The organism is Pseudomonas sp. TH07 (assembly GCF_016651285.1).
Lineage (GTDB): Bacteria > Pseudomonadota > Gammaproteobacteria > Pseudomonadales > Pseudomonadaceae > Aquipseudomonas.
The window spans coordinates 804671-827658 of the sequence record NZ_JAEKED010000001.1; the positions used below are offsets into that span (position 1 = coordinate 804671).

The 22988-nt window shown below is 65.4% G+C and carries 21 protein-coding genes; 13 read left to right on the top strand and 8 right to left on the bottom strand.

All coding sequences use genetic code 11. The annotated features are described in order from the left end of the window. Nucleotides 1-33: 33 nt before the first annotated feature. The 4 genes from ribBA to nrdR are packed head-to-tail and all read right to left on the bottom strand — an operon-like array spanning nt 34 to nt 3457. Nucleotides 34-1125, bottom strand: a complete 1092-nt coding sequence (ribBA, locus tag JFU57_RS03860) for a bifunctional 3,4-dihydroxy-2-butanone-4-phosphate synthase/GTP cyclohydrolase II (protein ID WP_020295214.1) — start codon at nt 1123-1125, stop codon at nt 34-36. Nucleotides 1126-1141: 16 nt separating this feature from the next. Next, on the bottom strand, nt 1142-1816 hold the full coding sequence (locus JFU57_RS03865) for a riboflavin synthase (RefSeq protein ID WP_020295213.1): 675 nt from the start codon (nt 1814-1816) through the stop codon (nt 1142-1144). A gap of 46 nt (nt 1817-1862) precedes the next feature. Next, the gene (gene ribD, locus JFU57_RS03870; RefSeq protein ID WP_201128214.1) at nt 1863-2996 is read right to left on the bottom strand and encodes a bifunctional diaminohydroxyphosphoribosylaminopyrimidine deaminase/5-amino-6-(5-phosphoribosylamino)uracil reductase RibD; all 1134 of its coding nucleotides are present in this window, start codon (nt 2994-2996) and stop codon (nt 1863-1865) included. Beyond that, nucleotides 2993-3457, bottom strand: a complete 465-nt coding sequence (gene nrdR / locus JFU57_RS03875; RefSeq protein WP_013694316.1) for a transcriptional regulator NrdR — start codon at nt 3455-3457, stop codon at nt 2993-2995. The genes ribD and nrdR overlap by 4 nt, the downstream gene beginning before the upstream one ends. A 129-nt stretch (nt 3458-3586) precedes the next feature. Between nrdR and JFU57_RS03880 the strand changes: the two genes are divergently transcribed. The 3 genes from JFU57_RS03880 to trxA all read left to right on the top strand — a co-directional run bounded on the left by JFU57_RS03880 (nt 3587) and on the right by trxA (nt 5649). Continuing rightward, nucleotides 3587-4045, top strand: coding sequence for a YbaY family lipoprotein (locus JFU57_RS03880; RefSeq protein ID WP_201128215.1), 459 nt, complete (start codon nt 3587-3589; stop codon nt 4043-4045). Then, on the top strand, nt 4042-4707 hold the full coding sequence (locus JFU57_RS03885) for a class I SAM-dependent methyltransferase (protein ID WP_078471598.1): 666 nt from the start codon (nt 4042-4044) through the stop codon (nt 4705-4707). Before JFU57_RS03880 ends, JFU57_RS03885 begins: the two co-directional genes overlap by 4 nt. A gap of 69 nt (nt 4708-4776) precedes the next feature. Then, complete coding sequence (trxA, locus tag JFU57_RS03890; protein ID WP_078471597.1) at nt 4777-5649, top strand: thioredoxin; 873 nt, start codon at nt 4777-4779, stop codon at nt 5647-5649. Here trxA and JFU57_RS03895 read toward each other — a convergent pair. Next, nucleotides 5643-5993 (bottom strand): hypothetical protein, encoded by a 351-nt coding sequence (locus JFU57_RS03895; RefSeq protein WP_078471596.1) that lies wholly within the window; start codon nt 5991-5993, stop codon nt 5643-5645. The two genes, trxA and JFU57_RS03895, sit on opposite strands and share 7 nt — an antisense overlap. 133 nt (nt 5994-6126) lie before the next feature. Between JFU57_RS03895 and JFU57_RS03900 the strand changes: the two genes are divergently transcribed. The 5 genes from JFU57_RS03900 (at nt 6127) to JFU57_RS03920 (ending at nt 10187) form a co-directional block, all read left to right on the top strand. Beyond that, complete coding sequence (locus tag JFU57_RS03900) at nt 6127-6744, top strand: DUF2796 domain-containing protein (protein WP_201128216.1); 618 nt, start codon at nt 6127-6129, stop codon at nt 6742-6744. 79 nt (nt 6745-6823) lie between these two features. After that, nucleotides 6824-7534, top strand: a complete 711-nt coding sequence (locus tag JFU57_RS03905) for an ABC transporter ATP-binding protein (protein WP_201128217.1) — start codon at nt 6824-6826, stop codon at nt 7532-7534. Nucleotide 7535: 1 nt separating this feature from the next. Continuing rightward, entirely contained in the window at nt 7536-8801 is a 1266-nt protein-coding gene (locus JFU57_RS03910) for an ABC transporter permease (RefSeq protein ID WP_201128218.1), read from the top strand. 11 nt (nt 8802-8812) lie between these two features. Further along, the gene (locus JFU57_RS03915; protein ID WP_078471592.1) at nt 8813-9331 is read left to right on the top strand and encodes a DUF3299 domain-containing protein; all 519 of its coding nucleotides are present in this window, start codon (nt 8813-8815) and stop codon (nt 9329-9331) included. Between the two features lie 157 nt (nt 9332-9488). Then, nucleotides 9489-10187 carry an OmpW/AlkL family protein gene (locus tag JFU57_RS03920; RefSeq protein ID WP_078471591.1) on the top strand — a complete coding sequence of 233 codons (699 nt, stop codon included), beginning with the start codon at nt 9489-9491 and terminating at the stop codon, nt 10185-10187. Nucleotides 10188-10244: 57 nt separating this feature from the next. Here the strand turns inward: JFU57_RS03920 and JFU57_RS03925 are convergent, their stop codons facing one another. Both JFU57_RS03925 and JFU57_RS03930 read right to left on the bottom strand, forming a co-directional pair. Beyond that, nucleotides 10245-11177, bottom strand: coding sequence for an NAD-dependent epimerase/dehydratase family protein (locus tag JFU57_RS03925; protein WP_201128219.1), 933 nt, complete (start codon nt 11175-11177; stop codon nt 10245-10247). After that, nucleotides 11170-12054, bottom strand: a complete 885-nt coding sequence (locus tag JFU57_RS03930) for a sugar nucleotide-binding protein (protein ID WP_078471589.1) — start codon at nt 12052-12054, stop codon at nt 11170-11172. Before JFU57_RS03930 ends, JFU57_RS03925 begins: the two co-directional genes overlap by 8 nt. Before the next feature lie 255 nt (nt 12055-12309). Here JFU57_RS03930 and JFU57_RS03935 point away from each other — a divergent pair, with 255 nt between their 5' ends. After that, nucleotides 12310-16626: a DEAD/DEAH box helicase gene (locus tag JFU57_RS03935; protein WP_201128220.1), complete on the top strand. Its 4317-nt coding sequence runs from the start codon at nt 12310-12312 to the stop codon at nt 16624-16626. 12 nt (nt 16627-16638) lie between these two features. Here JFU57_RS03935 and JFU57_RS03940 read toward each other — a convergent pair whose 3' ends face one another. Continuing rightward, a complete protein-coding gene (locus JFU57_RS03940; RefSeq protein ID WP_201128222.1) occupies nt 16639-18774 on the bottom strand; it encodes a mechanosensitive ion channel family protein in 2136 nt (711 codons plus the stop codon). 203 nt (nt 18775-18977) lie between these two features. Here JFU57_RS03940 and JFU57_RS03945 point away from each other — a divergent pair, with 203 nt between their 5' ends. Genes JFU57_RS03945 through JFU57_RS03960 form a run of 4 tightly spaced genes read left to right on the top strand, consistent with a single transcriptional unit; the run spans nt 18978 to nt 22970 of the window. Beyond that, nucleotides 18978-19904, top strand: a complete 927-nt coding sequence (locus tag JFU57_RS03945; RefSeq protein WP_201128223.1) for a DUF72 domain-containing protein — start codon at nt 18978-18980, stop codon at nt 19902-19904. Beyond that, a complete protein-coding gene (locus tag JFU57_RS03950; RefSeq protein ID WP_078471585.1) occupies nt 19901-20698 on the top strand; it encodes an endonuclease/exonuclease/phosphatase family protein in 798 nt (265 codons plus the stop codon). Before JFU57_RS03945 ends, JFU57_RS03950 begins: the two co-directional genes overlap by 4 nt. After that, nucleotides 20695-21987, top strand: a complete 1293-nt coding sequence (clsB, locus tag JFU57_RS03955; protein WP_201128224.1) for a cardiolipin synthase ClsB — start codon at nt 20695-20697, stop codon at nt 21985-21987. Before JFU57_RS03950 ends, clsB begins: the two co-directional genes overlap by 4 nt. Beyond that, nucleotides 21984-22970 carry a lysylphosphatidylglycerol synthase domain-containing protein gene (locus JFU57_RS03960; protein WP_201128225.1) on the top strand — a complete coding sequence of 329 codons (987 nt, stop codon included), beginning with the start codon at nt 21984-21986 and terminating at the stop codon, nt 22968-22970. The genes clsB and JFU57_RS03960 overlap by 4 nt, the downstream gene beginning before the upstream one ends. The last annotated feature ends 18 nt before the right edge of the window (nt 22971-22988 follow it).

Here is a 22988-nt window from a genome sequence, read left to right on the forward strand (position 1 = left end):
AACCGCGAATTTCAAGCCGGAAACGACCAGCCTTTATTCGGAGGGCACGTATTCTACAACTTCCAGGTCGAAACCGGATATCGCATTAAACTTCATGGGTGCACTCATCAGGCGCATTTTGCGTACGCCCAGGTCCCGCAGGATCTGCGAACCGGCACCAACGATGCTGTAGGTGGTCGGTTTTTTCGCCGGAATGTGCTCGGCGGTTTCGCGGATGTGCGCCAGCAGCACGTCGCCATCCAGCGGGTGACCCAGCAGCAGCACGACGCCGCTGCCGGCCTCGGCCACCGTGGCCATGGCCGCGCGCAGGCTCCAGCGGCCGGGCTGCTTGACCATCAGCAGGTCGCGCAGCGGGTCCATGTTGTGCACCCGGACCAGGGTCGGTTGTTCGGCGCAGATCTCGCCCAGGGTCAGTGCCATGTGCACGTCGCCTTCCACTGAATCACGATAGGTCACCAGGTTGAACTGGCCCAGTTCGCTGTCCAGCGGCTGCTCGGCAATCCGCTGAACGGTACGTTCGTGGATCATCCGGTAGTGAATCAGGTCGGCGATGGTGCCGATCTTGATGTTGTGCTCGGCGGCGAAGGCTTCCAGTTCGGTGCGACGGGACATGGTGCCGTCGTCATTCATCACTTCGCAGATCACCCCGCTTGGCTCGAAACCAGCCATGCGCGCCAGGTCGCAGGCAGCTTCGGTATGGCCGGCGCGAGCCAGGGTGCCGCCCGGCTGGGCCATCAGCGGGAAGATGTGGCCGGGGCTGACGATGTCTTCAGCCTTGGCATCCTTGGCGGCAGCGGCCTGCACGGTACGCGCGCGGTCAGCGGCGGAGATGCCGGTGGTCACGCCTTCGGTGGCCTCGATGGAAACGGTGAACTTGGTGCCGAACCCGGAGCCGTTGCGCGGCGCCATCAACGGCAGCTTGAGCAGCTCGCAGCGCTCGCGGCTCATGGGCATGCAGATCAGGCCACGGGCGTGCTTGGCCATGAAGTTGATGTGTTCGGCCTTGCAGCACTCGGCAGCCATGATCAGGTCGCCTTCGTTCTCGCGGTCTTCGTCATCCATGAGGATGACCATCTTGCCTTGGCGGATGTCTTCAACCAGTTCTTCGATGCTGTTGAGCGCCACGCGGCACCCCCTTGGGTCAGGATTTGAGGTAGCCGTTGGCGGCCAGAAAGCTTTCGGTAATGTTGCCCTGGCCTTGAGCAAGGCTCGACTCCGCGGCCTTGTCGCCCAGCAGCAGACGCTCCAGGTAACGGGCCAGCAGGTCGACTTCCAGGTTCACCCGACGCCCAGGCTGGTATGAAGCCATGATGGTCTCGCTCAGGGTGTGGGGGATGATCGTCAGCAGGAACTCGGCGCCGTCCACGGCGTTCACGGTCAGGCTGGTGCCGTCGACGGTGATCGAGCCCTTGTGCGCGATGTACTTGGCCAGCTCCTTGGGAGCGCGGATGCGAAACTCCACGGCCCGGGCGTTTTCAGTGCGGGCAACCACTTCGCCGACACCGTCGACGTGGCCGCTGACCAAGTGTCCGCCGAGACGGGTGGTCGGAGTCAGGGCTTTTTCCAGGTTGACCGGGCTGCCGGTCTTGAGGTCGTTCATGGCGGTGCAGTCGAGGGTTTCGCGACTGACATCGGCCAGGAACCCATTGCCGGGCAATTCCACGGCGGTCAGGCAGACGCCGTTCACCGCGATGCTGTCGCCCAGTTTGACGTCGGCCAGGTCAAGCTTGCCGGTTTCTACGTAGACCCGCACATCTCCGCCTTTTGGGGTCAATGCACGGATGCTGCCGATGGATTCGATGATGCCTGTAAACATGGAGTCCTCCTCGAGAACGGGTCCGCCGCTCGGCGAAAGCCGGCGATTATACGCTCGTCGCCGGCCGAGGAATGGCAGTGACTCGCCAGTCATCGCCGACAGCGCGCATGTCAATGATCTGCAGCAAAGGCGCCTCGCTCATCTGCGCCAGGGGCCAGTCGAGCAGCGGCCGGGCCGTGGAGCCGAGAAACTTGCCGGCGACGAAGATCTGGTACTCATCCACCAGGCCCTGCTGGGCAAAGGCGCCGGCCAGGCTCGGGCCGGCTTCCACCAGCACCTCGTTGACGCCGCGGGCGGCCAGCTGGCGCAGCAACTGGTACAGGTCGACCTGGCCGTCAACGCCGGGCACGATCAGGCATTCCGGACCGTTGGCGTACTGTTCTTCCACGGCGACACAGGTAGCGACCAGCGCCGGGCCGGCCTTGAAGAACGGCGCATCCAGCGGCACCCGCAGGCGGCCATCGATCAATACCCGCAGCGGTGGGCGGCTCATGGCCAGGGCCGTCTGCTCCGGGTCCAGCCCCAGTTCGGCGGCGCGCACGGTCAGCCGCGCGCCGTCGGCCAGTACCGTGTCGGCGCCGGTCAGGACCACGCTGGCCTGGGCCCGCAAACGCTGGACCGCGGAACGCGCCGCCGGGCCGGTGATCCACTGGCTCTCGCCACTGGCCATGGCGGTACGCCCGTCCAGGCTCATGGCCAGCTTGACCCGCACAAACGGCAAACCCTGTTCCATGCGTTTCAGAAAGCCCTGGTTGAGGGCCCGCGCCTCGCCTTCCAGCACGCCGCTGGCAATGGCGATGCCGGCCTGGGCCAGGCGCTGCATGCCGCGCCCGGCCACTTCCGGGTTGGGGTCCTGCATCGCCGCGACCACCCGCGCCACGCCGGCACCGACCAGGGCATCGGCGCACGGCGGGGTACGGCCGTAATGGCTGCAGGGTTCGAGGGTGACGTAGGCCGTGGCCCCCCGGGCGCTGGCGCCGGCGGCGCGCAAGGCATGCACTTCGGCATGGGGCTCGCCGGCCCGCTCGTGCCAGCCTTCACCGACGATCTGCCCGTCACGCACGATGACGCAACCGACACGGGGGTTGGGGTGGGTGCTGTAGTGGCCTTTGCGGGCCAGTTCCAGGGCGCGCGCCATGTAATGGGCGTCGAGTACGGCCTGCTCGGAGGAGGTGTTCATTCCTTGACCGGCTCGCGGGCCAGGCGGTCGATTTCTTCGCGGAACTCGTTGAGGTCCTGGAAGCGTCGGTAGACCGAAGCGAAACGGATATAGGCGACTTCATCGAGCTTCTGCAACTCGGCCATCACCAGTTCACCCACCACCAGCGACTTGACCTCGCGCTCGCCCGTGGCCCGCAGCTTGTGCTTGATGTGCACCAGCGCGGCTTCGAGGCGTTCGACACTGACCGGGCGTTTTTCCAGGGCGCGCTGCATTCCGGCGCGCAGTTTTTCTTCGTCGAACGGCTGGCGGCTGCCATCGGTCTTGATCAGGCGCGGCAACACCAGTTCGGCGGTTTCGAAGGTGGTGAAACGCTCACCACAGGCCAGGCATTCACGCCGGCGGCGGACCTGCTCGCCTTCGGCGACCAGTCGCGAGTCGATGACCTTGGTGTCGTTGGCACCGCAGAAGGGACAGTGCATGGTGGCAGGCAACAAAAAATGGGAGGGCCATGGTAGCGCATCCCACTGGCAAGACAAGCCATAGCCTTTACGGTATACAGACCGACTATTATGTTTCGCACATGGAATTTCGCCCTGTTGGAGCTTCACATGCCGCTACGACCGCTCGTTTTGCTCAGCCTTTTCAGCCTGCTGGTCGCCTGCAGCAGCGATACCCCAAAGCCCGCGGCCCCCGCCCCCAGCTCGCAGCAAACGGTAAAAAAAGCCCAGGAAGCCACCGACCTCGGCCCTTTGCCGGCCTATCAGCGTGAACTGAGCGGCACCCTGGATGGGGTGCCGGCCGGCGCGGAAGTCGAACTGGCGCTGCTGGTGATCGACGAGCGCGGGCGGCCGCAGCGCCTGCTGGCCAACAGCAACCTGATCGGCACCGGCAAGAGCCTGCCATTTCGCCTGCGTTTCAACCCGGAAGCCTTCCCCGCCGGTGCGCGGGTCGAGTTGCGTGGCCGCGCCAGCCAATCCGGGCAACTGATCCTGCACCTGCCGGCGCAACGGGTCGAGCAGGCCACCACCCAGGCCCTGGGCCAGCTGCAGTTCGTCAAAGCACCATGACCCCACCGCTCGACCTGCAACAGGCCCTGAGCGAGCTGCTCGGCGATGCGCAACTGGTGGCCTGCGGGCTGCCGCAGACCGAGCTGCGACTCTGGCTGATCGACGCCGACAACATGGACCGCGCCTTCACCCCGGAAGAAACCCGCCGCATTCTCCACGAGCCGCCGTACTGGAGCTTCTGCTGGGCCAGCGGCCTGGCCCTGGCGCGCTACCTGGCCGAGCACCCGCAGTGGGTGCGAGGCAAGCGGGTCCTGGACTTTGGCGCCGGCTCGGGAGTCGCGGGGATTGCCGCCGCCAAGGCTGGCGCGCTGGAAGTGGTGGCCTGCGACCTCGACCCGCTGGCCATCGCCGCCTGCCAGGCCAATGCCGAGCTCAATGACGTGCAACTGAGCTACTCCACGGATTTTTTTGCCGAGGCCGATCGTTTCGACCTGATCCTGGTGGCCGACGTGCTCTATGACCGGGCCAACCTGCCGCTGCTGGACCAGTTCCTCAGCCGTGGCCGCCAGGCGCTGGTGGCCGACTCGCGGGTCAAGGATTTCCAGCATCCGCTCTATCAGCGCCTGGGCATGCTGCATGCCCTGACCCTGCCGGACCTGGCCGAACCCTGGGAGTTTCGCGATGTGAGCCTGTATCACGCACAGCGCCCCGGCGAGCCGTAGCGGCTGACGCTTCCGGCTACCCCCCGGCACCCTTTATAGTTGCCCCATTCCCGCTTTTCGAGATTCCCCATGAGCCAGGACACGCCGTACATCTTCGACGCCAGCACTGCCGACTTCGACCAGTCGGTGATCGAGAACTCGTTCCACAAGCCGGTGCTGGTGGATTTCTGGGCCGAATGGTGCGCGCCCTGCAAGGCGCTGATGCCCATGCTGCAGCAAATTGCCGAGAGCTATCAGGGCGAACTGCTGCTGGCCAAGGTCAACTGCGATATCGAGCCGGACATCGTCGCCCGCTTCGGCATTCGCAGCCTGCCGACCGTGGTGCTGTTCAAGGACGGCCAGCCGGTCGACGGCTTTGCCGGCGCACAACCTGAGTCCGCGGTCCGCGCCATGCTCGAACCCCATGTGCAGATGCCGCCACCGGCCGCCGCCGACCCGCTGGAGCAGGCCGAGGCGCTGTTTGCCGAAGGCCGGATCGCCGATGCCGAAGCCGTCCTCACGGCCCTGCTCGGTGAAGACAACAGCAACGCCAAGGCGCTGATTCTCTATGCCCGCTGCCTGGCCGAGCGCGGCGAACTGGACGAAGCCCAGACCGTGCTCGACGCGGTCAAAAGCGATGAGCACAAAGCCGCGCTGGCCGGGGCCAAGGCCCAGATCACCTTCCTCAAGCAAGCCGCTGATCTGCCGGACGCCGCCGACCTCAAGGCGCGCCTGGCGCAAAACCCGCAGGACGATGAGGCCATCTACCAACTGGCGATCCAGCAACTGGCACGCCAGCAGTACGACGCCGCGCTGGACGCCCTGCTCAAGCTGTTTATCCGTAACCGCAGCTACAACGAAGGTCTGCCGCACAAGACCTTGCTGCAAGTGTTCGAACTGCTGGGCAACGATCACCCGCTGGTGACCACCTACCGCCGCAAGCTGTTCGCCGCCCTCTACTGAGCCTGCTGCACCCAGCTGTAGAGCGGCGTATCGGCGCCGCTCACCACCTTGACCTCGGCGCAATGGCGCAGGCGCACCAACAGGCGCTTGCCCGCCGCGGCGCTGCCGGTCAGGCCTTCGAGTTGTTCCAGCAGGTCCGGGCCACTGAGCTGCCCGGCCTTGCGCAGCAGATCCTTGGCGATCAGCCACAGCGCGTCATCCTGATTCACTGGCTTGGCCGGCGTGGCTGCGGTTTCAGGCTTGCTCGCCTGCAACTGCGCGCCCAGCTGCGCCCAGTCGCCGGCGTCCAGCTCCAGGGTCAAATCCACCGGCCAGTCGCCGATGCTTCCACGAATTCGCAACATTGCTCTGCTCCGGAATATTTCTGACGAGCATGCTCCCACGCGTCTTGCGCAACGCCAAGCGGGCGGGCAAACTCTGCGGCCAATCGTTATAAGATTACATAACATTTATTTCATCTTCGCCCGGAGTCTTGCCATGCGCCGTCTGCTTCTCGCCTTGCCGTTCGCCCTGTTGCCGCTGGCCATCGCCCAGGCCGCCGAGGTCCATGACCACGACCATGAACACGAGCACGGCAGCCTCGGAGCCCATGAACATGGGGTCGGGCGCCTGAACGCCGCCCTTGACGGCAAGACCCTGGAGCTGGAGCTGGAAAGCCCGGCGATGAATCTGGTGGGCTTCGAACATGTGGCCAGCAGCGACGCCGACAAGGCCAAGGTCGCCGCCGCCCGCGCCCAGCTGGAACAGCCGCTGGTGCTGTTCAGCCTGCCCAAGGCCGCCGGCTGCGTCGTGGCCAAGCAGGAGCTGGAAAGCCCGCTGTTCGGCGACAAGCCGGATGCCGATGACCACGACGAAGATGAAGACCACGACGAAGACGCCAAGGACGCCGATGGTCACGAGCACCACCACGAGCACAGCGAGATCCACGCCCATTACCAGTTCACCTGTGCCAAGCCCGAAGCCTTGAAAAATCTTGATTTGACTCAGGTGTTCAAGACCTTCCCCGCCACCCTGAAAATTCAGGTACAACTCATCTCGCCCGCTGGCCAGCAAGGTGTCGAAGCCACTGCCAAGGCCGCCAGCCTGAAGTTCTGACGGTTGCCGCCGCTGCCGCGCAGGCCGTCACCTGCGGCGGCGGCCATGCACCATTACTCATTTTCTTGACCGGCCCACCATGACCCAAGCACTTATCGAACTGTCCGACCTGAGCTTCAGTTGGCCCGGGCATCCGCAGTTGCTGGACATCCCGGCGTTTCGCCTGGAAGTCGGCGCAACCCTGTTCCTCAAGGGCCCCAGCGGCAGCGGCAAGACCACTCTGCTGGGCCTGCTGGGCGGCGTGCAGAAACCCGACCACGGCAGCATCCGTCTGCTGGGCCAGGAACTGACCGAACTCTCGGCCGGCGCCCGCGACCGTTTTCGGGTCGATCACACCGGCTACATCTTCCAGCAATTCAACCTGCTGCCGTTCCTCTCGGTACGGGAAAACGTCGAGCTGCCCTGCCACTTTTCCAAACTGCGCGCCAGCCGCGCCGCACAGCGCCATGGCAGCGTCGACCAGGCTGCCGCCACCCTGCTGGCGCACCTGGGCCTGAAGGACCCGGAGTTGCTCAATCGCCGCGCCGACTCGCTGTCCATCGGCCAGCAGCAACGGGTGGCCGCGGCGCGCGCGCTGATCGGCCAGCCGGAGCTGGTGATCGCCGATGAGCCGACTTCGGCCCTCGACTACGATGCCCGCGAAGCCTTTATCCGCCTGCTGTTCGCCGAATGCCGCGAAGCCGGGGCCAGCCTGCTGTTTGTCAGCCATGACCAGAGCCTGGCGCCCCTGTTCGATCGCAACCTGTCGCTGGCCGAACTCAATCGCGCCGCCACGCCCGCAGAGGTCTGAGATGTATTTGTTCCGTCTAGCCATGGCCAGCCTGGCTAACCGCCGCTTTACCGCGATCCTCACCGCCTTCGCCATCGCCCTCTCGGTGTGCCTGCTGCTGGCGGTGGAACGGGTGCGCACCGAAGCCCGTAGCAGTTTTGCCAGCACCATCAGCGGCACCGACCTGATCGTCGGCGCCCGCTCCGGTTCGGTGAACCTGTTGCTGTATTCGGTGTTCCGCATCGGCAACGCCACCAACAATATCCGCTGGGACAGCTTCGAGCACTTCGCCAACAGCCCGAAAGTGAAGTGGGCAATCCCGATTTCCCTGGGCGACTCCCACCGCGGCTATCGGGTGATGGGCACCACCGAGGCCTACTTCGAGCATTACCAGTACGGTCATCAGCAGCGGTTGCAACTGGCCAGCGGCCGCGCCTTCGCCAGCGACCCATTCGAAGTGGTGCTGGGGGCTGAAGTCGCCGACGCCCTGCATTACAAACTGGGGGACAAACTGGTGCTGGCCCACGGTGTGGCGGCCATCAGCCTGGTCAAGCACGACGACAAGCCGTTCAGCGTGGTCGGCATCCTCAAGCGCACCGGCACCCCGGTGGACCGCACGCTGCACATCAGCCTGGGTGGCATGGAAGCGATTCACATCGACTGGCACAACGGCGTGCCGGCCCAGGGCGCCGGGCGCATCAGCGCCGACCAGGCCCGCAACATGGACCTCACGCCGCAAGCCATCACCGCCTTTATGCTCGGGCTCAACAGCAAGATCGCGACCTTTGCCGTGCAGCGCGAGATCAATGAATTTCGCGGCGAGCCGATGCTGGCGATCCTCCCCGGCGTGGCGCTGCAAGAGTTGTGGAGCCTGATGGGCACCGCCGAAAAAGCACTGTTCGTGGTCTCGCTGTTTGTGGTCCTGACCGGCTTGATCGGCATGCTTACCGCGATTCTCACCAGCCTCAACGAGCGCCGGCGGGAGATGGCGATCCTGCGTTCGGTGGGCGCCCGCCCTTGGCATATCGCCACCTTGCTGGTGCTGGAGGCCTTCGCCCTGGCGCTGTTCGGGGTGCTCGCCGGGCTCGGCCTGCTGTACCTGTGCATTGCCGTCGCCCAGGGCTACGTGCAGTCGACCTACGGCCTGTACCTGCCGCTGGCCTGGCCCAGCGAGTATGAGTGGACGCTGCTCGGGGGTATCCTGATCGCCGCGCTGCTGATGGGCAGCGTGCCGGCCTGGCGTGCCTACCGGCAGTCCCTGGCCGATGGCCTGTCCATTCGTTTATGAGGAATCGATTCATGCCCCGCGCCTTGCTTGCGCTGTTGCTGCTGGTGGCCATGCCCCTGTGGGCAGCGGCGCCCAGAGAACTGACCTGGTCGGAGATGATCCCGCCGGACGCGCCAGCGGAAGTACCGAACATGCAGCCGCTGCATGACCTGTCGCAAATGAGCGATGCCCTGGCTGCCGAGTCCGCTCCGGCAGCCAAACAGGACATGCCCAACGCGCCGGTGGTCAACAGCCTCGACGGCCAGTCGATCCGCCTGCCGGGTTATATCGTGCCGCTGGAAGTCAGCGAGGAAGGGCGCACCACCGAGTTTTTGCTGGTGCCCTACTTCGGCGCCTGCATCCACGTGCCGCCGCCACCGTCGAACCAGATCGTGCATGTCAAAAGCGAGGTCGGGGTCAAGCTCGAAGAGCTGTATCAGCCTTACTGGATCGAAGGTGCCATGCAGGTCAAGGCCTCCACCAGCGAGCTGGCAGACGCCGGGTATCAGATGGATGCACAGAAGATCTACGTCTACGAATTGCCCGAGTGAGGCATCCGCACGAACAACCGGACACAGAGTAAGGGCAAACAGAATAGTTCATGGCTTTGGCCAGCCATGACGATTTCATTGAGCTGAGTCAACGCCTGGGCGCGGACGATCTTTACCATTGGACACAGCCAACTTGAACCGTCCTTTGGAGCCCTCCATGCACAAGTCCTTGCTCAGCGCCTCCCTGATTGCGCTCGCACTCGCCGCCCCCGCTGCCCACGCCCACGAAGCGGGCGAAATTCTGGTCCGCGCCGGTGCCATCACCGTCAACCCGAAAGCCGACAGCGGCAACGTCAGGGTCGATCGCGGCTCGCTGGCAGGTACCAACCTGAACGGCAAGGCGACCATGAGCAGCGACACCCAGCTGGGCTTGAACTTTGCCTACATGATCACCAACAACATTGGTATCGAGCTGCTGGCCGCCACGCCGTTCGAACACGATGTGAAACTCAAGAACACCGACCTGGGCCCAGCCAATGGCAAGCTCGGTACCCTCAAGCACCTGCCGCCGACCCTGAGCGTGGTCTACTACCCGCTGGACTCCAAGTCGGTGTTCCAGCCCTATGTCGGCGCCGGTATCAACTACACCTGGATCTACGACGAGCACGTCGGCAGCCGCGCCAGCGAAGCCGGTTTCGACAACTTCCGCGCCAAGAACTCCTGGGGCCTGGCCTGGCAGGTGGGTGCGGACTACATGCTGACCGACAAGCTGATGGTCAACGCCCAAGTGCGTTACATCGACATCAACACCACCGCTTATGTCGACAACGTCGCTGTGGGTTCGGGCACTCGGGCCAAGGTCAATGTCGACGTGGACCCGATGGTCTACATGGTCGGCCTGGGCTACAAGTTCTAAGCCCGACAGACAAAAAAGGCGCCTCTCGGGGCGCCTTTTTCATGCCTGGAATAAACCTCAACGCCCCAGAAGACGCGCCAGGCCAACGCTCATCGGCGTCTGCTCGGCCAGGGTGAAGCGCTCCAGCAGACGCTGGTTGTTGGCCCGGGAATGGCGGATATCGCCCGAGCGCGGCGGGCCATAGCTGATCGGCGGCAACTGACCCAGCACCTGCTCCAGGGCTTCAAGCATCTGCTTGAGGGTCATCGACTGATTCAGGCCGACGTTGACCGCCCCGACTTCCAGCTGCGGCGCTTCGATGGCTTGCACCAGCAGGCTCACCAGGTCTTCGACATACATGAAATCGCGGGTCTGCTCGCCGTCGCCGAACACGGTAATCGGCAGGCCCTGCTGCGCGCGCGCGCAGAAAATGCTGATCACCCCGGAGTAAGGCGAAGACGGATCCTGGCGTGGGCCGAAGATGTTGAAGAAGCGGAAGATCGCCGGCTCCAGCCCATGTTGGCGCCGGTAGAAATCCAGGTAGTACTCGCTGGCCAGCTTGTCCGAAGCGTAGGGCGTCAACGGTGCCTTGGGCGTGTCTTCGTCGATCGAATGGCCTTCGCCATTGTTGCCGTAGATGGCCGCGCTGGAGGCGAACAGCACGCGCTTGACTCCGGCCTCGCGCATCGCTTCGCAGACGTTCAAGGTGCCGATGAAGTTGCTCTGGTGGGTGCGCACCGGGTCGTCCACCGAAGCTTGTACCGAGGCCACGGCCGCCAGATGGGCCACGGCCTGGCAACCGACCATGGCCCGGTTCACCAGGGCCGCATCGGCGACATCGCCTTCGAGCAATTCCAGGCGCGGGTTATCCAGTGCCAGGTTGCTGCGCTTGCCGGTCGACAGATTATCGAGGATACGCACCGCGTACCCCTTGGCGAGCAGCGCATCGCTCAGGTGCGAGCCGATAAAACCGGCGCCGCCGGTGATCAGTACAGGGCGATCATCAGCCATGTCGGTAATACCTATCCAGTAATGCCGGGAGCCCGGCGCGCCAGGCGCGGGGCTTGATCCCGAAGGTGTGCAGAATTTTCTTGCAGGCCAGCACCGCGTGCTGCGGCTCGTCGGCGGCGTCCGGCCGCGCGGCGTGGGCCTGGGCGGTGGGCGACTCGATGGCCAGGGGGTGTTGCTGGCGGGCTTCGGTGAGCACCGCCTGGCCCAGGGCCAATGTGGTGGTCGCCTCGTGGCCGGCGTAGTGATAAGTGCCCCACAGCGGCGCGGCGCAATCGAGCTGCTTGAGCACCGAGATGATCACCCGTGCCGCATCGTCCACCGGCGTCGGATTGCCGCGCCGGTCATCGGCCATAAACAGTTCTTCAGCGGTTTCGGCGCAGGCCAGGAAGCGCCCGAGGGTGCCATCGGCGCTGTCGTCGAGCAGCCAGCCAAAACGCAGCAGCACATGCTGCGGGCAGGTGGCGCGTACGCTTTGCTCGATCCGCCACAAAGCCTGGCCGCGCAGCCCCAGAGGGACGGGTTCGTCTTTTTCGCTGTAGGCGGTGGCCCGCGAACCGTCGAAGACCCGGTAGCTGGAAGGCTGCACAAGAATGATGTTGTGATGCTGGCACAGCTCGGACAGCCGCTCGACAGCACGCTCCTGGCCGGCCAGGCGTGCCTCGGGCACGGCCTCCGCCTGAAACCAGTCGAAGTAGTACGCAAGGTTGATCAAGGCATCCGGGCGGGTGTCGTCGAGCAGTTGCGTGAGGCTCGCGGCATCCCAGCCGTCTTGCGGCGGACGGGGGGCGAGGAAGCCGATGTCTTCCTCCGCACCCAGGCGAATCAGCGCCTGCCCAAGGGCATTTCCGCCGCCCAGTAACATAAGGCGCATTCGCATAGAGTCAGCAGGCCCAGTCTGTTCGGAACGATGGTTTGAGTCGGCCAAACCCGCGGGTTCAGCCATCGAGAATTGCCGGAATCGTTGCATTTTGCGGGTTTGTGGCGCAACCGTCACGGATAAAGTAAACACGCGCCAAGCCGTTGGCACCTTACCCGAAAAAATCACCCTTGTAGCCGCAGCCATGCCCGGTGTGACGCCCAGGCCGCCCGGCGGGCCTTGCAAGTGACTTGAGACGACCGCATAACTCAGTCCATGAATCTTCCCCACTCCGCGGACAACGCCCTGGCCGGCTTCCACCCCGCCGTCAGCGCCTGGTTCAACGCCACCTTCCCCGCGGTCACCGCCGCGCAGGCTAAAGCCTGGCCGTTGATTCGCCAGCGCCAGTCGACCCTGATCGCCGCGCCCACCGGCTCCGGCAAGACCCTGACCGCGTTTCTCGCGGTGCTCGACGACCTGGTCTGGCGTGGCCTGGAACAAGGCGGCGAGCTGCCGGACGCGACCCTGGTGGTGTACGTCTCGCCGCTCAAGGCGCTGAGTAACGATATCCAGATCAACCTGCAGAACCCCCTGGCCGGCATCACCGAGCAATTGCGCGCCATGGGCCTGCCCGAGCTGCGCATCAGCACCGCCGTGCGCACCGGCGACACCCCGCAGAAAGAACGCAGCGCCATGCGCAAGCATGCGCCGCACATCCTGGTCACCACCCCGGAGTCGCTGTACGTGCTGCTGGGTTCCGACTCCGGGCGGCGAATGCTCGCCAGCACGCGCACGGTGATCGTCGATGAAATCCATGCCATCGCCGCAGGCAAGCGCGGCAGCCACCTGGCCCTGAGCCTGGAGCGCCTGCAAGCGTTGTGCGCCGAACCGCTGATGCGCATCGGCCTGTCGGCCACGCAAAAGCCGATCGACGCCGTATCGCGCTTCCTGGTCGGCACCCAGCGGCCCTGCGCCATTGTCGATATCGGCCATGCGCGCCCCCGGGACCTGGGCATCGAGGTGCCGCCGGTGCCGCTGTCGGCGGTGATGGCCAACGATGTCTGGGAGCTGGTGTATGAGCGCCTGGCCCAACTGGCGCGGGAACACCGCACCACGCTGATTTTCGTCAATACCCGGCGCCTCGCCGAACGCCTGGCGCGGCATTTGAGCGAGCGCCTGGGCAAGCAGGCAGTAGCCGCGCACCACGGCAGCCTGGCCAAGGAGCAACGCCTGGATGCCGAACAGCGGCTCAAGCGCGGCGAATTGCAGGTACTGATCGCCACCGCCTCCCTGGAACTGGGGATCGATATCGGCGAGGTCGACCTGGTGTGCCAGATCGGCTCGCCGCGCTCCATCTCCGCGTTCCTGCAACGGGTCGGGCGCTCCGGGCACCAGGTCGGCGGCACTCCCAAAGGCCGGCTGTTCGCCCTGTCCCGCGACGACTTGATCGAATGCACGGCCCTGCTCGACTGTGTGCGCCGCGGCGAACTGGACACCCTGCACATCCCCGTGGCGCCGCTGGATGTGCTGGCGCAGCAGATCATTGCCGAAGTCAGTTGCCAGGAATGGCAGGAGCAGGCGCTGTTGCAGATGATTCGCCGGGCCACGCCCTATGCCGCCCTCGACGAGGCGCATTACCAGGCCCTGCTGAAAATGCTCGCCGAAGGCTACAACGGGCGCCAGGGCATCCGCAGCGCCTACCTGCATCGCGACGCCGTGGGCGGCGCCTTGCGCGGGCGCCGGGGCAGCAGGCTGACGGCGGTGACCAGCGGCGGGACCATCCCCGACAACGCCGACTACAGCGTGCTGCTCGAACCCCAGGCGCTGAACATCGGCAGCGTCAACGAAGACTTCGCGGTCGAGAGCATCGCCGGCGATGTGTTCCAGCTGGGCAATACCTCGTACCGCATCCTGCGGGTCGAACCGGGCCGGGTGCGGGTCGAGGATGCCCAGGGCCAGCCGCCGACCATCCCTTTCTGGCTGGGCGAGGCGCCCGGGCGCAGTGCCGAGCTGTCCCAGGCTGTGGCGCGCCTGCTGGGGCAACTCGACGCATTGCTGGCCGCCAGCCCGGGCAATGTGCAACCGAGCCTCGACTGGCTGACCGAACACCTGGGCCTGAACCTCGCCAGCGCCGAGCAACTGGTGGAATACCTGGCCCGGGCGCGGCTGGCCCTCGGCGCGTTGCCGTCCCAGGACACCCTGGTCATGGAGCGCTTTTTCGATGAGTCCGGCGGCACCCAACTGATTATCCATACGCCCTACGGCAGTCGGATCAACCGCGCCTGGGGCCTGGCCCTGCGCAAGCGCTTCTGCCGCACCTTCAACTTCGAATTGCAGGCGGCGGCCAGCGAGGACGCGATCGTGCTGTCGCTGTCCACCAGCCACAGCTTCGAGCTGGACGAGGTGTGGCGTTACCTGCACAGCAACAGCGCCGAGCACATCCTGATCCAGGCGGTGCTCGATGCGCCGCTGTTCGGAGTGCGCTGGCGCTGGAACGCCGGGGTGGCCATGGCGTTGCCGCGTTTTACCGGCGGACGCAAAGTGGCGCCGCAGATCCAGCGCATGAAAAGCGAAGACCTGATCGCCAGCGTCTTTCCCGACCAGATCGCCTGCCTGGAGAACCTCGCCGGCGAACGGGAAATCCCCGACCACCCGCTGGTGGAGCAGACCCTCGACGATTGCCTGCACGAAGCCATGGACAGCGAAGGCTGGCTGGCGCTGCTGCGGCGCATCGAGCAGGGTCAGGTGCGCCTGATCAGCCGCGACCTGCCGGCGCCCTCGCCCCTGGCCGCAGAAATTCTCAACGCCAAGCCCTACACCTTTCTCGACGATGCGCCGCTTGAAGAGCGCCGGACCCAGGCCGTGCTCAACCGGCGCTGGAGCGACCCGCAAGCCAGCGACGACCTAGGCGCCCTGGACCCCGAAGCGATCCAGAGCGTGCGCGACGAGGCCTGGCCGCTGCCGGCCAATGCCGATGAAATGCACGAAGCGCTGATGAGCCTGGGCACGATCAGCGCCGGCGAAGCCCAGGCCCAACCGCAGTGGCCGCTGTGGTTGCAGGAGCTGGCCGAGCATGGCCGCGCCAGTTGCCTGCCGATCGGCCAGGGCCACGCCCTGTGGGTCGCCCGGGAACGCCTGGTGTGTCTGCAAGCGCTGTACCCCGAGGCCCGCGCGCAGCCGGCGCTGGCCCCGCTGCCGGGTTTTGACCAGCCCTGGGACGCCGACGCGGCACGGGTGGAAATCCTCCGCGCGCGCCTGGGTGGCTTTGGCCCGCTGACCCTGGAGCAGATCGTCGCGCCCCTGCAATTGCCGCCCTCGACCATCGCCCAGGCCCTGGCCCAACTGGAAAGCGAGGGCTATGTGTTGCGCGGGCATTTCAGCCCCGGCACCAAGGAGGCGCAATGGTGCGAACGGCACCTGCTGGCGCGTATCCATCGCTACACGGTCAAGCGCCTGCGCCGGGAAATCGAGCCGGTGGCGTTGCAGGATTTCATGCGTTTTCTATTCGACTGGCAGCACCTGTCTGCCGGCACCCGGGGCCAGGGCAGCGCCATGCTGGCGCAAGTGGTCGGCCAGCTGGAAGGCTACCCGGCAGCGGCTTCGGCCTGGGACAGCGACCTGTTGCCGGCGCGGCTCAAGGATTATTCCGCCACCTGGCTCGATGAGCTGTGCCGCAGCGGCAAGCTGGTGTGGAGCCGCCTCAGTGCCCAGCACAGCCTCAGCGGCAGCGCGCTGCGCAGCACGCCGGTGGTCCTGCTGCCACGGGCCCAGGTGCCGCTCTGGAGTTCGCTCACAGCACCGCCCGAAAGCCATGAATTGTCACCCAAGGCGCAAAAGGTGCACGCCGCCCTGAGCCAGCACGGGGCACTGTTTTTCGACGAACTGGTGCACGAGGCCCATCTGCTGCGCAGCGAACTGGAGATTGCCCTGCAGGAGCTGGTGGGAGCCGGCCTGGTCAATGCCGACAGCTTTGCCGGGCTGCGGGCGCTGATCACCCCGGCCAGCAAACGCCAGGCCCGCAGCAGCCGACGTGGCCGTGGCGCGTTTGTCGGCGGCATGGACGATGCCGGGCGCTGGGCGCTGCTGCGACGAGCGCCCGCCGACCCGGCGCCCCTGTCCAACCGTCCCGCCGCCACTGCACCGGCCACCCTGGAGCACGTAGCCATGACCCTGCTGCGCCGCTACGGCGTGGTGTTCTGGCGCTTGCTGGAGCGTGAAGCCGACTGGTTGCCAAGCTGGCGCGAACTGCTGCGCACCTTTCATCGCCTGGAAGCCCGGGGCGAGATTCGCGGCGGCCGTTTTGTCAGCGGCCTTGCCGGTGAGCAATTCGCCCTGCCCGAAGCCATCCCGCTGCTGCGCGAAGTGCGGCGCCGGCCCCACGACGGCAGCCTGGTCGCAGTGTGCGGGGTCGATCCGCTGAACCTCGTCGGCACCTTGTTGCCCGGCAGCAAGGTGCCGGCGCTGGCCGGCAACCGCCTGGTGTACCGCGACGGTGTGCCGGCGGCGGCGCACATTGCCGGCAAACCTCACTTCTGGCTGGAGCTGGACGAACACGCCACCCTGTTGCTGCGCACCGCCCTCACCCGCCACTGAGCACCACGCCGGCTACTGCGGGCGTGGCTGGTCAGGCAAGAGCACGCCCGGGGTGTCGTGGTGCTCCGGCTCATCCTCCTGGGCGTTGCGCTTGGGCAGCAGCACCTGCTGTGGATAAGTCTGGGCGAAGTGCACCCAGGGGCTGTTATCCACAAGCTTTTTCAGGCGCTGGTTGAAGGCACGGTTGACCGCGTACTGGCCGCCGGAGACGGTGCGGAACTGCGCGGTCAGGACCACGCCGTTGAGGTCCATCTTGTCCACCCCGAACACATCCAGCGAACCTTGCAGGTTGTATTTGAGGAACGGGTCTTCGCTGATGGAGCGGCCGGCTTCGCGGATCAATTCCACCGCCTTGTCGACGTCGGTGTCGTAGGTGAACTGCACCGAGAAAAACGCATAGGCGAACTGCCGGGACTGGTTGGTGACCGCCTTGATCTGGCCGAACGGCACCGAGTGCACGAAGCCCTTGCCGTCGCGCAGGCGCAAGGTGCGAATGGTCAGGCCCTCGACGGTGCCGGCGTGGCCGGAGTCGAGCACCACCCAGTCGCCCACCGACAGCGTGTCTTCGATGATGATGAACAGCCCGGTGATCACGTCCTGCACCAGTTGCTGCGAACCGAAACCAATCGCCAGGCCGACCACCCCGGCACCCGCCAGCAGCGGGCCGACGTTGATCCCCAGGTTGGCCATGGTGGTGATCGCGCAGATCACCACCAGCACGATTTTGATCGCATTGCGCAGCAGCGGCAGGATGGTCTTGACCCGGGTACTGGGCTGGCGTGCGCCGCGTTTGCTGACCGGCGGTTTCAAAGCCTCCTGGATGGCCGTGTCCAGCACCACCCACAGCAGCCAGGTGACGAGGAAGATCAGGCCGATGCTGCTCAGGGAATCGCTGATGGCCCGGCCCACGGTATTGCGCTGAGCGAATTCGAACAGTGACAGGCCCCAGATCCGCCCGAGGATTTCAATGAAGGCGATGGCCATGACAATGCGCAGCAAGGCGTGCAGCAAGCTCAAAAAGCGTTCCTTGTAGGCGCTGCTGCGTTGCAGGGCCTGGGCACTGCGGGACTTGAACAGGTGCTGGAACACGGTGCTGAGAAACACCGTGGCGATCAGCAATACCGTGGTCAGCAAGGCGCAACGCAGGGCTTTCTGGTTGTCTTCGCCGACACCGATCAGGTTGATCGCCGAGACCAGCACCATCAGCAGGATCGGCCAGTACCAGAGCCCGGAGAAAATCCGCAGCGACTCTTGCAGCGCCGGTTGCTTGAGGCGCTGGGCCAGGGGGCGGTTGCGAATCAGGTGCGCCACCGGCCGGCGCAGGCGGATCACCAGCAGGCCGAAAATCACCGAAGCGAACAGACCGGTGAACACCGCAATGCTGCTGGTGATATTGCCGCCCAACTGCCGGGCGATCTGCGGGCTGGTCAGGGCATCACTGAGGGCCGCGAGAAAACCGATCAGGAACAACGGCCGGGGGCAATGACGGCGAATGATCTGCACCGCCGGGCGTTTGTGGCCGACATTGAACATCACCACCAGGCACAGCAGCACCGAGGTGGAGACAATGCCGCTGCTGGTGGCGTAGGCAAAACACAGGGCCAGGGCCCGGCCCACCGACGCCTGCAGAAAGTGGCTGGCGTACAGGGTCAGCGGCAGGCAGATCAGCGCCGGCAAGGTGTAGGGCAGCAAATATCCGAGCAGGGACTGGCTGCGTTGGCGGGTCACCAACAGGCGGTGCCGGTTCAGGCGCTTGGCGAACAGGCCGGCGGCCAGGGTGAGCACAATGAAGGCGCCGATCCACACCCCCGACAGCATCAGGAAGTCGCCGACGACGCTCCAGGTCGAGCGATCCGAGGGCTGGTTGACCAGGCGGCCCACCTCGTCCGCCGCCCGGTCGGCGCGCAGGCGCCAGGCGTCCACCAGGTTTTCATTCAGGTCGAGTTTTTGCTGGACGTCATCGATGCTCGAACTGATGGCCCCGAGCAGGCCGCCTTGCACCAGCAATTCGGGTTTGGCCGGCGCCTCGGCGGCGTCGGTGCTGGTGCTGGTGCTGGCCGCAGGTGCCGGTGCTGCGGCGGCTTGCAGCTCGCTGCTGCCGAATACCAGTACGATCCCCAGCAATAGCGCGATCTTGAAATTGAACAAAACGCGGAGCTCCTTGAGAAGGGTCTGTAAGGAACTGATCGGCAAATGCCCGGCAAGTTCGGTTTGCCGCGCAATCAGTCCGGCGGCGCTGTCCCATCTGCAGTGCCATCCGCAGTGCCATCGGTAGCCCCGTCGAAACTTTCCCGCACTCGCCACAGTCAGCAAAACATCGGGGCAATGCACGGCGGCGCACGGGAGGACACATGGCGGCGATTCATATCGGTATCTCGGGCTGGCGCTACACGCCCTGGCGCGGGGGCTTCTACCCCAAGGGTCTGACCCAGAAGCGCGAGCTGCAATTTGCCTCGCGGGCGGTCAACAGCATCGAGATCAACGGTTCGTTCTACGCCCTGCAAACGCCCGAGCGTTATGCCCAGTGGTACGCCGAAACGCCCGAGCACTTCGTGTTCAGCGTCAAGGCCCCGCGCTTCATCACCCATATCCGGCGCTTGCGGGACATTCACGGGCCCCTGGCCAACTTTTTCGCCTCCGGGGTCCTGGAGCTCAAGGACAAACTCGGGGCGATCCTCTGGCAGTTTCCGCCGAGTTTCAAATTCGACCCTGAACTGTTCGAGCACTTTCTCGCCCAACTGCCGGCCAACACCCAGCAGGCCGCCGCCCTGGCCCGCCAGCACGAGCCGCGCATGGACGGCAAGGCCAGCTCCAAGGCCTACCGCAAGCGACCGTTGCGCCATGCCGTGGAGATTCGTCACCCAAGCTTTGCCGTGCCCGCCTTCACCGATCTGCTGCGGCGTTATGGCGTGGCCCTGGTGATCGCCGATGCGGCGGGCAAGTGGCCTTACTGCGAAGACCTGACCTGCGGCTTCGTCTACCTGCGCCTGCATGGCCAGGAGCAGTTGTATGCCAGCGGCTACACCGCCGCCGCCCTGAAACACTGGGGCGACCGCATCGATACCTGGAGCCACGGCCGGCAACCTTCGGACGCGCATCTGATCGACCCCCGTCGCCGGCCACGGGCGCGCAAGAGCCGCGAAGTGTTCTGCTACTTCGACAACGACCTCAAAGTGCGCGCGCCCTTCGATGCGCGCCAGTTGCTGCAACGCTTCGGCCTGGACCGCGACCTGGCCACCGAACCCGGCCAGCCAGCCGCACCGGGAGCCCTGCCATGAGCAGCCAGCAGACAGCGGTGCTCAGTGATCCTGCGACGCCCGTCGAAGCCCGGGTGCAGCGCTTCAGTATCCTCACGGTCAATACCCACAAGGGCTTCACGGCGCTGAACCGGCGTTTCATTCTTCCCGAATTGCGCGAAGCGGTGCGCAGCGTCGGCGCCGACCTGGTGTTCCTGCAAGAGGTGCACGGCACCCACGAGCAGCACCCGCAGCGCTACAGCAACTGGCCGAGCATGCCGCAATACGAGTTTCTCGCCGACAGCATCTGGCCGCAGTTCGCCTACGGGCGCAACGCGGTGTACCCAGAGGGCGACCATGGCAATGCGGTGCTGTCGAAATTCCCGATCATCCGCCACGACAACCTCGACATCTCCCTCAACGGCCATGAAAACCGCGGCCTGCTGCACTGTGTCATGCAACTGCCCGGTCAGGAGCAGGAGCTGCACGGGATCTGCGTGCACCTCGGGCTGCGGGAGGATCACCGCGTGCAGCAGTTGAACCTGTTGCTGCAACGCCTGGAGCAGATCCCGCCCGGGGCCCCGGTGATCGTCGCCGGCGACTTCAATGACTGGCGCCAGCGGGCCGATCAGGTGCTGGCCGGCAGCGGCTTGCGCGAAGCCTTTGTCGATGCCCATGGCAAGCCGGCCCGCAGCTTTCCGGCGCGCTGGCCGCTGCTGCGGCTGGACCGCATTTACCTGCGCAATCTGCGCATCCATCGGCCCCAGGTACTGGCGGCTCACCCCTGGTCCCATCTTTCCGACCACGCGCCGCTGTCGGTGGAGGTCGAATTATGAGCAGCACGCCCCTGGAAAAAACCACCCTGGAGCCCCTCGCCAACCCCGTGGCACCTAGTGAAACGCCGGCCTCGGACCTGGAATACGGCTGGCACAGCAACAACCGGGTCGAACTGCTGGAGAACGGCGAGGCCTACTTCCCACGGGTGTTCGCCGCACTGCGCCAGGCCCGGAGCGAGATCCTCCTGGAAACCTTCATCCTCTTCGAAGACAAGGTGGGCAATGAGCTGCATGCCATCCTGATCGAAGCTGCGCAACGCGGGGTACGGGTCACGGTGAGCCTCGACGGTTTTGGCTGCGGCGAGCTGAGCCGGGATTTCCTCGGTGCCCTGAGCGAGGCCGGGGTGCACCTGCAACTGTTCGACCCGGCACGGCCGCTGCTGGGGGTGCGCACCAACTGGTTTCGTCGGCTGCACCGCAAGATCGTAGTGGTCGACGGGCGCCTGGCGTTTATCGGCGGGATCAATTTCTCCGCCGATCACCTGGCGGATTTCGGCCCCGAAGCCAAGCAGGATTACGCGGTCGAGATCGAAGGCCCGGCGGTGGTGGATATTCACCATTTCGCCCTGGTGCAAAGCGGTCGCCCGGCCCGGGCCAAATACTGGTGGCAACGGCGCCGTCGACGCCGCTCCGAACTGGCGCTGAGCGACCATGACGGTCAGGTGCGGCTGGTGTATCGGGACAACCGCGAGCATCGCTCGGACATCGAAGAGGTGTACCTGCATGTGCTGCGCGGCGCCCGGCAACGGGTGGTGATCGCCAATGCCTACTTCTTCCCCGGTTACCGCCTGCTGCGGGAAATCCGCAACGCGGCCCGGCGTGGGGTGGATGTGCGCCTGATCCTGCAGGGCGAGCCGGACATGCCCATCGTCAAATTCGCCGCGCGCATGCTCTACGACTACCTGCTCAAGGACGGCGTGACCATCTACGAATACTGCCAGCGCCCGCTGCACGGCAAGGTGGCCCTGGTGGATGAAGACTGGAGCACGGTCGGTTCGAGCAACCTCGACCCCCTGAGCCTGTCGCTGAACCTGGAAGCCAACGTGCTGATCCGCGACCGGGCGTTCAACCGCCTGCTGTTCGAGCGGCTGGAGCGGCTGAGCCAGGACCACTGCCAGGCCATGCCGGAAAACCGCCAGCCCCGGGGCCGCCTGTGGCGCCTGACCGTCGGCTTCATGGTGTTTCACTTCCTGCGCCATTTTCCGGCCTGGGCCGGCTGGTTGCCGGCGCACAAACCGCAGCTCAAGCCTTTTGTGCAGCACAAGGCGCCACCGGAGCAGCCGTCATGAGCCAGCCCAGCGCCCACGCAGCGCCCTCCGACAGCAAGGGTTCCAAGACCCTTTGGCAGCGCCTGAAAAAGCCGCTGACGGTGCTGTTTTTCCTGCTGTTGATCGTGCTGTTCACCCTGCTCGCGCGGCGCATCGACTGGAGCGAAGTGTTCAGCACCCTGGCGGATTTCAAGGTGCGCACCCTGATCATCGCCGCCGGCCTGACCCTGGCCAGTTTCCTGGTGTACGCCTGCTTCGACCTGATCGGCCGCACCTACATCCGCCAGGACCTGGGCTGGCGGCAGATTTTGCCGGTGGGCATCATCAGCTACGCCTTCAATCTCAACCTCAGCGCCTGGGTCGGCGGGATCGCCATGCGCTACCGCCTGTATTCCCGGCTGGGGGTAAGCACCGGCAATATCGCCAAGATCCTCGGCCTGAGCCTGGCCACCAACTGGTTCGGCTACATGGTCCTGGCCGGGGGGGTGTTTGCCAGTGGCGTGGTGCAGATGCCTCCCGGCTGGAAACTCAGCAGCAGCGCGTTGCAGGCCGTGGGCGTGCTGTTGCTGCTGTTGAGCATCGGCTACCTGGCCGCATGCCAGTTCTCCCGACGTCGGGAGTGGGCGATCCGTGGCGTGGAAATCAACCTGCCATCACTGCGCATGGCGCTGCTGCAACTGGCGCTGGGGGCACTCAACTGGTCGTTGATGGCGGCGGTGATTTTCACCCTGCTGCCGGGCAAGCTGGATTACCCGGTGGTGCTCGGGGTGCTGCTGATCAGCAGCATCGCCGGGGTCATCACCCATATCCCGGCCGGGCTCGGGGTGCTGGAGGCGGTCTTTATCGCCCTGCTGCAACACGAGGTGTCCCGGGGCAGCCTGCTGGCCGGGTTGATCGCCTACCGGGCGATCTACTTCATCCTGCCGCTGCTGGTGGCCCTGCTGATGTACCTGGTGGTGGAGGCCAAGGCCAAGGCACTTCGGATAGCGAAGAAACCGGCCTGATGCAGCGCCGGGGTCCTG

Coding starts and splice junctions, on each gene's coding strand:
- JFU57_RS03865 (WP_020295213.1), bottom strand. CDS start 1,816: ATGTTTACAGGCATCATCGAATCCATCGGCAGCATCCGTGCATTGACC.
- ribD (WP_201128214.1), bottom strand. CDS start 2,996: ATGAACACCTCCTCCGAGCAGGCCGTACTCGACGCCCATTACATGGCG.
- nrdR (WP_013694316.1), bottom strand. CDS start 3,457: ATGCACTGTCCCTTCTGCGGTGCCAACGACACCAAGGTCATCGACTCG.
- JFU57_RS03880 (WP_201128215.1), top strand. CDS start 3,587: ATGCCGCTACGACCGCTCGTTTTGCTCAGCCTTTTCAGCCTGCTGGTC.
- JFU57_RS03885 (WP_078471598.1), top strand. CDS start 4,042: ATGACCCCACCGCTCGACCTGCAACAGGCCCTGAGCGAGCTGCTCGGC.
- trxA (WP_078471597.1), top strand. CDS start 4,777: ATGAGCCAGGACACGCCGTACATCTTCGACGCCAGCACTGCCGACTTC.
- JFU57_RS03895 (WP_078471596.1), bottom strand. CDS start 5,993: ATGTTGCGAATTCGTGGAAGCATCGGCGACTGGCCGGTGGATTTGACC.
- JFU57_RS03900 (WP_201128216.1), top strand. CDS start 6,127: ATGCGCCGTCTGCTTCTCGCCTTGCCGTTCGCCCTGTTGCCGCTGGCC.
- JFU57_RS03905 (WP_201128217.1), top strand. CDS start 6,824: ATGACCCAAGCACTTATCGAACTGTCCGACCTGAGCTTCAGTTGGCCC.
- JFU57_RS03910 (WP_201128218.1), top strand. CDS start 7,536: ATGTATTTGTTCCGTCTAGCCATGGCCAGCCTGGCTAACCGCCGCTTT.
- JFU57_RS03915 (WP_078471592.1), top strand. CDS start 8,813: ATGCCCCGCGCCTTGCTTGCGCTGTTGCTGCTGGTGGCCATGCCCCTG.
- JFU57_RS03920 (WP_078471591.1), top strand. CDS start 9,489: ATGCACAAGTCCTTGCTCAGCGCCTCCCTGATTGCGCTCGCACTCGCC.
- JFU57_RS03925 (WP_201128219.1), bottom strand. CDS start 11,177: ATGGCTGATGATCGCCCTGTACTGATCACCGGCGGCGCCGGTTTTATC.
- JFU57_RS03930 (WP_078471589.1), bottom strand. CDS start 12,054: ATGCGAATGCGCCTTATGTTACTGGGCGGCGGAAATGCCCTTGGGCAG.
- JFU57_RS03935 (WP_201128220.1), top strand. CDS start 12,310: ATGAATCTTCCCCACTCCGCGGACAACGCCCTGGCCGGCTTCCACCCC.
- JFU57_RS03945 (WP_201128223.1), top strand. CDS start 18,978: ATGGCGGCGATTCATATCGGTATCTCGGGCTGGCGCTACACGCCCTGG.
- JFU57_RS03950 (WP_078471585.1), top strand. CDS start 19,901: ATGAGCAGCCAGCAGACAGCGGTGCTCAGTGATCCTGCGACGCCCGTC.
- clsB (WP_201128224.1), top strand. CDS start 20,695: ATGAGCAGCACGCCCCTGGAAAAAACCACCCTGGAGCCCCTCGCCAAC.
- JFU57_RS03960 (WP_201128225.1), top strand. CDS start 21,984: ATGAGCCAGCCCAGCGCCCACGCAGCGCCCTCCGACAGCAAGGGTTCC.